Consider the following 12,402-nt stretch of genomic DNA (forward strand, 5'->3'; position numbering starts at 1 on the left):
GCTCAAGCGCGGGTGTAGCTGTAATGGTCGAGGGGGAAACGGCTGTTACCCCACCACATTTCGAGATGCGTGGTGGGCCGGATGGCCGCCACATCGTGATGGCTGTTGATGTAATAGGTCCGTGAGGACTCGCAGTCGTTGTTGAGCCACAGCGCATTGCGATGCCGCTGCAGGCATTTGCGCCAGTAGCGGTCGTGCGGTTCCTGGCGGATCTCGACGGTTGTGGCCCGCCGCTCATGCGCGGCGGTGATGACGCGGCGGGCGTGCCGGGCCGTGCACTCGATCATCGCGAGGTAGGAGGCCGCGGCGAAACCGTAGGGGCCGGTGATCAGGAACAGGTTAGGGAACCCGGGCACCGAGACACCCTGGTATGCCTGGAAGCGGTTGTCCTGCCAGAACTTTCCGAGCTCGATACCCTGGCGGCCGCGGATCGGGAACGGCGGGGTCGCGCCGGTCTCCATGACCTTGAACCCGGTCGCGCAGACCAGCACGTCGATCTCGTGCTCGGTGCCATCGGCGGTCACGACGGCGGTGGGGGTGATCTTCTCGATTGGGTCGGTGATCAGCTCGACGTGATCGCGGGTGAAGGTGCGCAGGTAGCGGTTGGATACTGATGGGCGCTTGCAACCCAGCGCGTAATCGGGTGCCAGCCGGTCGCGCAGCTGCGGGTCGTCGACCTGGGTTCCGTACCAGCGCTCGATGATTCGTCCGGTGGCCCCGATGACCGGACCGGTGGCGCGATAGAACACGCCCGCCGTCGAGACACCGGTGTCGAAGGTCGCCATGACGGCCAGCCGCACCAGCCTGCGCAGACCGGGCACGGTATCGAGGGCCTGCTTCACGCCCCGGTCGACCCGGAAGTCGGGTTTGGGCACCACCCAGATCGGGGTGCGCTGAAAGACCGACAGATGCTTCGCCTCTTCGGCCAGTTCCGGAATCAGTTGCAGCGCAGTGGCTCCGGTGCCGATGACCGCGATCCGTTTGCCGCGGTAGTCGTACTCGTGATCCCAGCGGGCGGTGTGCACCACCTTGCCCGTGTACTCGTCGATGCCCGGAATCTCCGGCATGCGGGGGACTTCGAGACCGCCGATGGCCGCGATGAGATGCCGAGCGGTGAACGTGCCACCCTCGGCGGTGTCGATGTGCCAGAGTTGGTTCTTCTCGTCCCAGGTCGCACCCTCCACCAGGGTGTCGAGTAGCAGGTGTTCGCGCAGCCCGTACTTGTCGGCGATCTGATCGGCGTACGCCTTCACCTCGTGACCGGGTGCGAACAGTCGCGACCAGGTCTGCGGCGGCTCGTAGGAGAAGCTGTAGTACACGGACGGAATATCAACGGCCACACCGGGATAGGTGTTGGCGTGCCAGGTACCGCCGATATCGGAATTCTTGTCCACGATCACGAACCGGTCGATCCCGGCGCGCCGCAGCTCGACGGCCGCACCCAGCCCGCCGAACCCGGCCCCGATGATCGCGACCTCGAGATCGGGCTCGCTGTGCCCGGCGTCCTGAGCTCGCTGCGAGCGAAGGGGAATCTGGAAGAACGGCGTCATGGTTACGGAACCTATGTCCAGGCACCGCCGGAGAGTCATTCCTCGCGTGCCAATTGATTGACCGCACCGGACACGCCCCCGGAGGCCCGCCGGACGGTCGGCCATGATCGAGGCATGACCGTCGAACATGAACGAGACGACCGGACCCTCATCATCCGGATGCACCGACCGCACAAGCGCAATGCGATCGACGCCGAGATGACCGCCGGGCTCGACGCCGCCCTGAATGCCTTCGAGGACGACCCGGACCTGTGGGTGGCGGTGCTGACCGGCACCGAGTCCATGTTCTCGGCGGGCACCGACCTGAGCGCCGGATCGGGCGAGAAGACCGCGCGCGGCGGTGAATACGGTGTCATCCGCCGCCGCATCGGCAAGCCGTTGATCGCCGCGGTCGAGGGCCACGCGTTCGGCGGCGGCATGGAACTGGTGCTGGCGTGCGACCTGGTGGTGGCCGGGCGCACCGCCACCTTCGGACTGCCGGAGGTGACCCGGGGGGTGATCGCCACCTGCGGCGGCCTGTTCCGCACTCGCCGGGCGCTGCCGCTGAACGTGGCGAAGGAAATACTGCTGACCGGTGATCCGCTGACCGCCGAGCGGGCCTATCAGCTCGGCTTCGTCAACCAGGTCGCCGAGTCGGGGACCGCCGAACAGTCGGCTCGCGCACTGGCGCAACGGATCTGCCGCAACGCCCCGGTCTCGGTGCGCGAGAGCCTGACCGCGCTCGAACGCCTCAACTCCGCCGACGACGTGCGCGCCTGGCAGGTCACCGAGGCGGCCATGGCGGCGACGCTGTCATCTCACGACACGGCCGAGGGCATCGCGGCATTCCTGGAACGCCGCGAACCCCGATGGACCGGAAAGTAATTCGCGGGGCGTCTACTCGAGCAAGGCCATGGCGCGTTCGGCCATCGCGGTAATGGTGAGGCTCGGATTGACGCCCACATTCGCCGGGATGGCCGCACCGTCGCACACCAGTAGATTGCGGTAGCCGTACACCCGATGCCGGGCGTCGATGACGCCCGTGCCGGGGGAGTCGCCGATGGCCGCGCCGCCGAGAATGTGCGCGGTGGTGGGGATCGACAGAATCGCCTCCGGCACTGCGGCGCGCACGACGCCACCGATCCGGTCGGCAATGGCCTGGGCGGCGGCATAGGCGGCCGGAATGAACTGGGGAATGGGGTGATTCGGGTCCTGGACCGTGGTGAGGACCGGGTATCCGGTCGGGAGGCGGAAGCGCACCCGTAGCCGGACGGAATTGTCGACCGACTCCATGGTGGTGAGCAGCATGGTGCGCCGTGAGGCGTGCCGGATGCGGGAAGCGCGGGCGAAGCGGACGGGGTGGCGCAGGACGGTGGCCGCCCAGTGGAACGGTCGGGTACGGCGGGTGCCGCGCGACGTGGCCAGGGTGGTGAGCAGGGACATGAAATCGCCTCCCGCGCCGTAGGTCACGGGCTGGATGTGGGTGGTCGGGGTCGGGTAGACACCGGAGGTGAGGGCGACACCCTGCGCGAAGTTGTAGGTGTCGTCGCGGGCGGTCACCGCGAGAATAGATTCGCTGTTGGTCCGCACCAGCGTTCCCAGCCGCTCCGAGAGGTTCGGCAGAGAGCCGGACAGTTTGCAGCGCAACAACAGTCGATTGGTGCCCAGCGCCCCGCCCGCCACCACGACGCCGCCGGCCGTGTGTGTCCGCCGGTCGCGTCGCACCCAGCTTCCGGTGCGCTCGGTGGTCACCGCGTACCCGTCGCTGCCGTCGGCCGCGCCCAATGGCCGGATGTCGATCACGGTGCGGTCGGCCATGATCTGCGCGCCGCGTCTCTCGGCGAACCAGAGGTAGTTCTTGACGAGGGTGTTCTTGGCATTGTGACGGCAGCCCAGCAGACAGGATCCGCAGCGCACGCAACCGGCGCGGTCGGGGCCCTCACCGCCGAAATACGGGTCGGGGACGGTCTTTCCGGGCTCGCCGAGGAACACTCCGACCCGGCTGCGGGCGTACGTGTCGGCGAAGCCGTGCTCGGCGGCGTACTCCCGCAACAGGGTGTCGGCGGCGGTGTCCTCCGGCAGGCTGGTCACCCCGAGCATGCGTTCGGCGGTGTCATAGTGCGGGGCGAGTTCGGCATCCCAGTCGCCCAGATGCGCCCACTGCGGATTCCGCGCGAACTCCGGTCGGCTGCGATACAGCGTGTTGGCGTAGGTGAGTGAGCCGCCGCCGACCCCGGCGCCGGTCACCACGAACACATCCTTGAACAGGGTGGGACGGAAGATGCCGCGCATCCCGAGCGCGGGCAGGAAGTAGTAGCGCCGTACCTGCGAGGCCCGTTCGGCGAAATCGGTGTCGGCGAAGCGTCGCCCGGCCTCCAGGACGCCGACGCGATATCCCTTCTCCTGCAACCGGAGTGCGGAAACACTGCCACCGAAACCGGAACCGATGACCAGCCAGTCGAAGTCGTGCGTCACAGTGACTCCTTTTGCTCGAGCGGTAGCGCGCCGGTTCGGGGCAGATAAGACCTGACGAACTCGGCCAGATGGGCGGCGATCGGCTCCGGGCTGCCGTCCGTGCGCGGATCGGCTCCGGCCGCCAGATCGCAATGCAGGTAACCGGGGAACCATTGCACGTTGTCTTCCGGGTACACGCCCAGCCCGGCGATGACCTGGGTGAAGCTGGAGCCGCCCATCAGATTGACGAAAGGCAGTCTGGCAGCGCCCTTCTCATGCTGTATTGCGGCGAGCGAACCGGTGCGGCACCCGGCCAGGGTGGCGAAGGCGTCGAGGGGCTGGCGGATCGGGAAGTAGTCCTCGAACACATTGAGCCGACCGCCGGCCAGGATCCCGGCCAGCTCCGCCAGACTGACCACCTCGCTGTCGCCGGTGGCGGCGGGAATACCGGTGCGGGTGAATTGTGCTGGGGCGTCGGGGGTTCCGCAGCGATCGTAGTCACGCCATCGGTAGAGGGTGTCGAAGGATGTCGGGCTGTAGCGCGGGGCGGTTCCGCACGCGGCCTGATATAGCGGGCGCACACCAGGGGTTCGGCCTGCCTCGAACGAGATCGGGAAGGTGCGTGGCGCGACGTCCGCGCTGTCGAGGGTGCCGCAACTCATCGACAGCACAGCGAGATTGACCGAGGTGTGCGCGCCGCCGAGCAGTCCCAACACCGCCTGATTGGTGAGTCTGAGTCTGCGGTAATCGGGTGTGCGGGTGAGGAATTCACGCCAGGTGCGGGCGGTGGAACCGCGCACGATCAGATCCGGGGTGCCACGGTCGGGCAGCAGCCGCAGAATGTCGGACTCCTCGTGCGGTGCCAGGGTCGCGGCCGCACCCGCCGCGGCGACGATGGCGAACGTCTCGGCATTGCCCCAACCGCCCTTCAAGAAGGCGGTGCTGTTGGGCGCGAGCCTGCGCCGCATGAGCGCCGGAGCCATCCCGGTCGCCCGGCCCAGTATGCCCAGCGGCCCGGCCAGGGTCCGTCGCCGTTGCAGCCGCAGCGGATCCAGATGCGTGATGGTGTCGAGCGCAATCAGCCCCGCGATCTGGTCGTGCCCCGGACGGCCGTCGAAGTCCCACGCCGCATAGGTCCCGGCCTGGATCCCGCCGAGCGAATGCCCACCCAGGAACAGCTTCTGCGCCCGGGTGTCGGCATCCGGGATCTCCCGGCACAACACCGCGTGCGTGTCCTCGACGGTGCGGGCGGAACCGAATTCGGCCAGGAAGCCGAGGTCACGGTCGCGGTGGAAACCGCCGAAGCTACGGCCGCCGACCTGCTTGCCGCCGTAGAAGTAGTCGAAGGCCAGGTGGTAATCACCCTCGGCCATCGCCACCTCGATCGCGGAGTGGTCCTCCACGCCGTTGGCCCGCCGATCCAGCACCCACACTTCGGCGCGCACCCCGGCCGCGGCCAGGTTGCGGACGGTATTGCGGCCCAGCGGTTGCAGCGATCGAGCACCGGCGATGGCCCCGGGCAGCAGCACGATCACCCCATCGGCGCGGGCCGGATCATCGGGGGCGTCCGCCGCTCTGACCCGCAGGTGCCGCAGCTGGTCGCACTCGGCCGGATGCTCCGGTGCCGACTCCGGCAGTGGGACGTGATGCGTCACCATGCTCAGCCGGATGCCGTCGCGGATCTCCAGCGCTGTTTCGCTGCGGGTCATCTCAGTGCGGGTCATCGCCCAACCTCCCCGTGTCATCGTCAACCACCCCATGTGCGGTGCCCGAGTCACTCGGCGTCAGAGTAGGCAGCCGAGCGGGAATCCACGCCTGGCCGGGGATAAGGCGGCAGAAAGGGCGAAAGGGACGGCCGCGGCGGTCAACCGGACCGAAATTACCGCTAACATGCGGCACACCTATCCGTGTAAGTTGTGCCACATTGGCGGGCCGGGAGTCGATGCGGGCCGGGAGTCGATGAGGACAACGCGCACATGTTCGACTGGGATTTATCGAGGAACACCTCCAGCGTTCACATCATGACGCGGATCGCGGAGGAACGGGGAATGCCGGCGACGGCATGCTTGGCGGGCAGCGGGCTGCTGCCCGAGGCGATGATCGATCCGAATGCGACGGTCACCGCGCGCCAGGAGCTCGCCGTGGTCCGCAATCTGCTCACCCGCTTCGGCCACGAGGCCGGGCTGGGTGTGGAAGCGGGCAGCGAGTACCACATCTCGCTCTACGGGCCGTGGGGTCTGGCCATGCTGTCGAGTCGCACCCTGCGCGATGCGGTCGAGGTGGCGCTGCGGTACGTGGGGCTCGCCTTCGCGTTCGGACAGCTGGACTTCGAGGAGACCGAGACCGAGGCGCGGCTGGTGCTCGACGACAGCGAGGTCCCCGCCGACGTGCGCGGCTTCCTCACCGAGCGGGTGATGACCGGCATCCTGATGCTCGCGCGAGAATTGTTCCCCGGCGGAGTCCCGGTGTCCCGCATGACCTTCCGGCATCGCGGCCCCGCCGACACCACGCGCTACCGGGAGGTCTTCGGCCTGGAACCCGAATTCGACGCCGCCCGAAACGAATTCGTGTTCGACGCGGCCTACCTGGATGTGCCGCTGCCCCAGGCCAACGAGTGGGCGCGCAGCACCTGCGAGCAACTGTGCCGCGACCTGCTGGACCGCCGCCAGGCACGCACCGGGGTGGCGGGAGAGGTCCGCGATCTGCTGCTGCGCGACCCGGGCCGGATCCCCGATCAAGTAGCGGTGGCGGCCGAGCTGTTCATCAGCCCGCGCACGCTGTCGCGACGGCTGGCCGAGGAGGGCACCTCCTTCCGGGCACTGCTGGACGAGATCCGTCAGACGCTGTCGGAAGAACTGCTCGACCACACCGATATGACCACCGAACAGGTCGCCGCGCGGCTGGGTTATGCGGAAGCCGCCTCGTTCATCCGGGCCTTCCGGCGGTGGAAGGGTTGCCCGCCACAGGAATACCGCGCCCGCCACGGTCGTGCCCCGGCCCGATTGCTCGAACCGGCATAGACCGGGTTGCTCGAACCGGCGTAGCTCTTTCGAAGAATTGGCGTTTCAGACAAGAAATGTCAATCGCCAGGCCGCGACGGCGCTGGTCGGGGCCACCCGTGCACCGATAGCGTCCCCGGGACATCGGCTGCGCGGAGGTTGCGACGTGGAAAATTCCCAATCCGGGAACGAGGGTTTCGAGGCCGACGGTTTCGAAGGCGAGGGCTTCGACTTCGATTGGCTCGTCGTCGGCAGCGGATTCGGGGCGAGCGTCAGCGCATTACGGCTGTCCGAGAAGGGATACCGGGTCGGCGTCCTCGAACAGGGTCGCCGCTTCGCCGACACCGACTTCGCCGAACGCGCCACCCAGCTGAGGCGATTCCTGTGGCTGCCGAGCCTCGGCCTGCGCGGCATCCTGCGGCTCGCGCCCTATCGGCACGCCATGGTGCTGGCCGGGGTCGGGGTGGGCGGCGGGAGCCTGGTCTACGCCAACACCATGTACCAACCGCAGGGCGACGAGTTCTACCGGCATCCGCAATGGGGTGAACTGGCCGACTGGCGAACGGAATTGGCGCCACACTTCGACACCGCGCGACGCATGTTCGGGGTCGAGCCGTATCAGGGAGAGCGGGCCGTCGACGGGCTCATGCGTGAGCTGGCACTCGAACTCGGTGTGCCGCAGGGGTATCGGCACACGCCGACCGCCGTCTACTTCGGCGAGAGTGGCAAAACGGTGCCGGACCCGTACTTCGGCGGGGTGGGCCCGGAGCGCACCGGATGCGTGCGGTGCGGGCAGTGCATGCTCGGGTGCCGGTACGGGGCGAAGAACAGCCTGCCGAAGAACTATCTCTGGCTCGCCGAGAAAGCCGGTGCCACGGTCGTTCCCGAGCTCAAGGTGGTCGACATCATCCCACTCGGTGATCGCTCCGGGGCCTGCGGATACCGGGTACGAGCGCATCGGCCGGGTCTACTGCGAAGCGGTGCCAGGGAATTCACCGCTCGCGGGATCGTGGTCGCCGCCGGCGCCTTGGGTACCAACGAACTACTGGCCGCCTGCAAGCGCCGTGGTTCCCTACCCGACCTGTCCGACCGGCTCGGCGATGTGGTCCGCACCAACGACGAATCCATCCCCGCCGCCACCACTCTGGCCCGTGACTCCGACTACCGCAGCGACGTCGCCATCACTTCCAGCATCTTCCTCGACGACCACACCCACGTCACCAACAACACCTACGGCGACGGTGGCGGCCTCCTAGCCCTCACCTACGGCCCCGCCACCACCGCTCACACCGCGTTTGGCCGCTGGGCCCAATTCCTCCGCACCTACCCCGGCTACCTCCTCCAACTGCTCCGCACCCGGCAATGGTCCCGCCGCACCATCATCTTCACCGTCATGCGCGGCACCGACGTATCCCTACGCCTACGAAGAGGATTCGGCCCCGGCCGCCTCCAAACCGAATCCACCGGAACACCCCCCGACGGCATCTCCGCCATAGACATCGCCCGCCAAATCTCCACCCTCGCCGCCCGCCGCATGAACGGCCGCCCCCTGGCTTCCCTCGGCGAAACCCTCGGCTCAGCCCCCATGACCGCCCATTTCCTCGGCGGCGCAGTAATCGGCCGCGACCCCACCCAAGGCGTAATCGACCGCCACCACCGAGTCTTCGGCTACACCAACCTCCTGGTCTGCGACGGCTCCGCAGTCCCCGCCAACGTAGGCGTAAACCCCAGCCTCACCATCTGCGCCATGACCGAAGCCGCCATGTCCCACATCCACCCCGCAAAACCAAAAGCCTCAAAGACAAAAGCCTCAAAGACAAAAGACGCCAGGAGGAGGAGATAGGACGTGGTTGGGTTGGGCTCGCCCACCACCGGTCCCAGCCGCCTATCGCTCGGCCGTTCGTCGGCCCGGCGTGGGCAGGCGGCCCACCTTCGTCCGGCTCAGCGCTGACGGACAAAAGCCAAAGAAGAAAAGCGGAAAAGACAAAAGGCGCCAGGAGAAGGAGATAGGACGGGGCTGGGTTGGGCTCGCATACCGGCGGTACCAGCCGCCTCACGGCTCGGCCGTTCATCGGCCCGGGGTGGCTGTCAAAGAACAAGGACGAAGAGCGAAAACAGGTTCAGTGCGGAACCGATACAGGGTGCGCGGGTAGGCGGCGTAGCCGCGTTTGCGCACCGGCTGGCGGGCTCGGGCGGGCGGCGTAGCCGCGTTTCCGGATCCGCTCACGGGGCGCGGCGCGTGCGGGAACGGTGGGTGGGCGGGCGGGGCGGGCGATCAGCGCGGTGGTCTGGCCGCGCTCTGAATCTGCTGGCCGGTGGTGGCTTTCGAATACCGAGCGGACGAGCGCCCGCAGTACATCGCGATCCGACTGGCCGAAGTAGGCTTCCACGCCGCTTTTAGACCTGGTCGACGGTGCGGTACGGGTGTGCGGCCCGATCGTTCCTTCACGCGGAACAAGCGGATCGCCGCCCGGAAGGCGGTGGCTACGGCCAATAAGGAAGTGGTGACGGCTACCGCTACCGGGATTTCAGTGCTCTATGGAGTTGTCAAAGAACGTTCGAGAAGGCTTGCAACGCAGAGTGGAGAGATCCGGCTTGTCTCGAGTCTCTAGGCTTTTGGCTCTTTGGTTCTTTGGGCTTTGGTTCTTTGGGTCTTGTCTCGAGAAGGTGATGCGTGCAGTCCGTGGGCCGGGATCGGCGGCTGACGGTAGGCGGCTTGGCGTCAGCCCAAGTCCGGTAGGGCAGGCGACGCCACCACACCTCCATTGCCCTGCGAACGCCAGCTGTACATCCGCGGCCCGGGGTTCATGCGACCCGTGAACCCCACTGTTGGCAACTGGAATCCACCGCCGCTGCTGCCAACCCAGCCAAGTGATGACGCTGGTTCACCTGTGGCGTGCCGGACGGATCAACATGCTTCGGCGCGATCCAGCCGCAGCGGCCCGAGAAGCCGGAATCCTTACCCATGACCACGGTCTTCCAGCCATCGGCGGAATCGTTGACCAACGCGTGGCAGTGATCGCACGCCAGAGCAAGATTCGACAGATCGGTAGGACCGCCGTCGGCCCAGTCGGTGATGTGGTGAGCCGCGCACATCGAGGCGGGTGCATCGCAGCCGGGACGCGTGCAGCCCTTGTCGCGGGCGATGAGGGCGAGGCGTTGGCCGGGGCTGGCGAGACGCTGGCTCTTGCCCAGGAACAGTGGAATGCCGTGCGCGTCAAGCACTGCCAGCACCGGGCGGGTGCCTGCCGCCATCTTCAAGGCTTCGTTGATCGAGACGTGCCCGCCGGTGGCGGTGGTCGCCAGGCCCGCACCACGCTCCAGATCGGCCAGGCTCATGGTGAGGATGACTTGGGTCTTGAGGCCACGGTGCTGACCGAACCCGGTTGCCGCACCGGGCATGTCGCACGTTGCAGGCTCGCCGCTCTCGGCGGCGCACTTGCCCGGAGCGGCCGGGGCAGCAGGCTGCAGCAGGGCGTACAACGCGTCGTGGGTGCGCTGACCGGCGTCACGACGGTCGCGGCGGGCGGCGTCGTCGAGAACCTTCGAGTCGATCGACTTGACCGACAGGGCAAGCGGTTCGGCGTCGTCGAGGTTGCACATGCCCGGACGCGCGTACTTGGCCAGGAAGGCATCCAGGTAGGCGCGCAGTTCCGGGGTCAGCCAGCCCTCGATCTTCGACATGCCGTCCACACCTGGGCGGCCGATCGTGATGCCGCGACGGCGGCGACGGTCGGCGTCGGAGATGACGGTGCCTTCCGGATCGAGGCGGGCGAGGATTTCGCGGCCGATCTTCGGCAGGTCGTCGGGGTGGCCGGTCAAGCAGTGCTCGAGCAAGTGCTGCTCGGTTTCGGCGTAAGCCTCGGGGGCGATGTCGGCGGGCAGGTGAGTCATGACCTCCACCAGGTGGCGGACGTGGTCGCGTGAGATTGCGCCTGACTCATAGGCTTCCGCGGTTGCAGACAGGGCTACCGGACGGGGCTTGCCGGTGGAGGTGAGGAATTCGCCGCAGGCCTCGGTGATCTTCACGCGGCCGGCGGCGTCGTAGCGGGACAGGCCGAGGGTTTGGCGGAGGAACTCCTTCAACGAGCCTGCACCGGTGGACTGGGCGAGGCCGCGGTTGGCGATCTCGATGATGAGGGGTGAATCCAGGGCGGAGAGTTGGCGTTTGCAGGTTTCGAGGTCGCGCAGGAACTCCATGAAAGCAGAGTCGGGCAGTGAGTTCAGGCCGTCGTGCTGGACGGCGTCGGTGAGTTGTTGGACTGCTGTCACCAAGGTGGTGATGCCGCAGGTGTCGAGTCGATCCCCCTTCGAATGCATGTGCTAATTCTACCGCCGCGCAACACCCCTGGGAACCCGAAATGTCCAGTATGGCAACATAATTCGATCGAAGTTAGGCCGTGTCAAGATCGGCGACGAGTACCTGGATCAGGCGGGTGTAGCGGCGAGCGCGAACCGGGAGGTCGGTTGCGCCAGCGGCATCGACCAGCCGTGGATTCTTGAAGCCGACAGTCCGGTGGCGGTAAGTCGCGGAACCACCGTCCGCGGCAAGGATATTGCGGACCCAGTCGGCGTTCGTGCCATATATAAGGGGAACGATGAGGAGGGAGTCGTCGTAGTGGGCCACGACGGGGGTGGTGAAAGGCGTCCCGGATTTGCGCCCCCGGTGGTGAATCAGGCTGTAGGGCGGCAGTTTTCCGGCGTAGAGGCGCGCCACGCGGTTGGTGACGCGTCGGTTGAACGCCGGTAGCCATGCGGGCGCGATCCCGTCCCCGGTCGTGGTGTCGCGCAGCCAGCGCAGGGGACCGCGCCGCCAGGTCTCGGTTTCGGGTTCGATACCGAAGGTCATGAGCAGCATGGCGAGCATGTCGTAGTGACCGACCAGCATGCACAGGTCGACCAGCTGGGCATGCGAAAGATGTTGCAGTAGAGCCGCGCTGGTCGGCTCGCTGATCATCCGGTCGGCGCAGAGTTCGTCCACGGCGTGTATCAGCATCCGCTGGGCCGGTGTCCAACCCGGCGCATCGGGGCCGCGGGTGACGCGCTCCACCGTCTCCAGTGACAACCCGCTGAAACGTGAGGCGTACACGTGGTGATGCCATTCGTAGCGGGCCCGTGCGTTCCAAGCCGTGCGCAGCGTCGCCAGCTCGCAGTCGACGCGAGACAGCCTGCTGCGCAACACCACCCGCAGGCCGAGCGGGGCGTAGCACAGCGCCATCGCCCCGCTCAGTCCCATCACCTCGAGCAGCTTGACCCGTCCGCCGCCGCCGATCCCGCCCCCGGCGCGGGATGCCAGCCAGGTGAACGTGTGCGTGCTGCGGAACCGCCCGAGCTCGGGAGCGAGCTCGGCGCGAGCGCCCCGCCAGTGCGGCGAGGCGTCGAGTCGAGCCGCGACATCGGTTTTGACGATCACGGCGATT

General features: G+C 67.3%; 8 protein-coding genes. 3 read left to right on the top strand and 5 right to left on the bottom strand.

Annotated elements, in window-relative coordinates; all coding sequences use genetic code 11:
- Window positions 1-2: 2 nt before the first annotated feature.
- Window positions 3-1,550: a flavin-containing monooxygenase gene (locus ACYVN4_RS33835; protein WP_460726161.1), complete on the bottom strand. Its 1,548-nt coding sequence runs from the start codon at window positions 1,548-1,550 to the stop codon at window positions 3-5.
- A 114-nt stretch (window positions 1,551-1,664) separates the two neighbouring features.
- Between ACYVN4_RS33835 and ACYVN4_RS33840 the strand changes: the two genes are divergently transcribed.
- Window positions 1,665-2,414, top strand: a complete 750-nt coding sequence (locus ACYVN4_RS33840) for an enoyl-CoA hydratase-related protein (RefSeq protein ID WP_460726163.1) — start codon at window positions 1,665-1,667, stop codon at window positions 2,412-2,414.
- Between the two features lie 12 nt (window positions 2,415-2,426).
- Here the strand turns inward: ACYVN4_RS33840 and ACYVN4_RS33845 are convergent, their stop codons facing one another.
- Together ACYVN4_RS33845 and ACYVN4_RS33850 are read right to left on the bottom strand one after the other, a co-directional pair.
- On the bottom strand, window positions 2,427-4,004 hold the full coding sequence (locus tag ACYVN4_RS33845) for an FAD-dependent oxidoreductase (protein WP_460726164.1): 1,578 nt from the start codon (window positions 4,002-4,004) through the stop codon (window positions 2,427-2,429).
- Window positions 4,001-5,707, bottom strand: a complete 1,707-nt coding sequence (locus tag ACYVN4_RS33850) for a hypothetical protein (protein WP_460726166.1) — start codon at window positions 5,705-5,707, stop codon at window positions 4,001-4,003. The genes ACYVN4_RS33845 and ACYVN4_RS33850 overlap by 4 nt, the downstream gene beginning before the upstream one ends.
- A gap of 297 nt (window positions 5,708-6,004) precedes the next feature.
- Between ACYVN4_RS33850 and ACYVN4_RS33855 the strand changes: the two genes are divergently transcribed.
- Together ACYVN4_RS33855 and ACYVN4_RS33860 are read left to right on the top strand one after the other, a co-directional pair.
- Window positions 6,005-7,003 carry an AraC family transcriptional regulator gene (locus ACYVN4_RS33855; protein WP_460726168.1) on the top strand — a complete coding sequence of 333 codons (999 nt, stop codon included), beginning with the start codon at window positions 6,005-6,007 and terminating at the stop codon, window positions 7,001-7,003.
- A 145-nt stretch (window positions 7,004-7,148) separates the two neighbouring features.
- Window positions 7,149-8,825 carry a GMC oxidoreductase gene (locus ACYVN4_RS33860; RefSeq protein WP_460726170.1) on the top strand — a complete coding sequence of 559 codons (1,677 nt, stop codon included), beginning with the start codon at window positions 7,149-7,151 and terminating at the stop codon, window positions 8,823-8,825.
- A 962-nt stretch (window positions 8,826-9,787) separates the two neighbouring features.
- On the opposite strand, the gene ACYVN4_RS33865 is transcribed toward ACYVN4_RS33860, so the two are convergent.
- Window positions 9,788-11,302 carry an HNH endonuclease signature motif containing protein gene (locus ACYVN4_RS33865; protein WP_460726172.1) on the bottom strand — a complete coding sequence of 505 codons (1,515 nt, stop codon included), beginning with the start codon at window positions 11,300-11,302 and terminating at the stop codon, window positions 9,788-9,790.
- Between the two features lie 73 nt (window positions 11,303-11,375).
- Window positions 11,376-12,395, bottom strand: coding sequence for a nitroreductase family deazaflavin-dependent oxidoreductase (locus ACYVN4_RS33870; RefSeq protein ID WP_460726174.1), 1,020 nt, complete (start codon window positions 12,393-12,395; stop codon window positions 11,376-11,378).
- Window positions 12,396-12,402 lie beyond the last annotated feature (7 nt).

It is taken from the genome of Nocardia heshunensis (assembly GCF_054782115.1).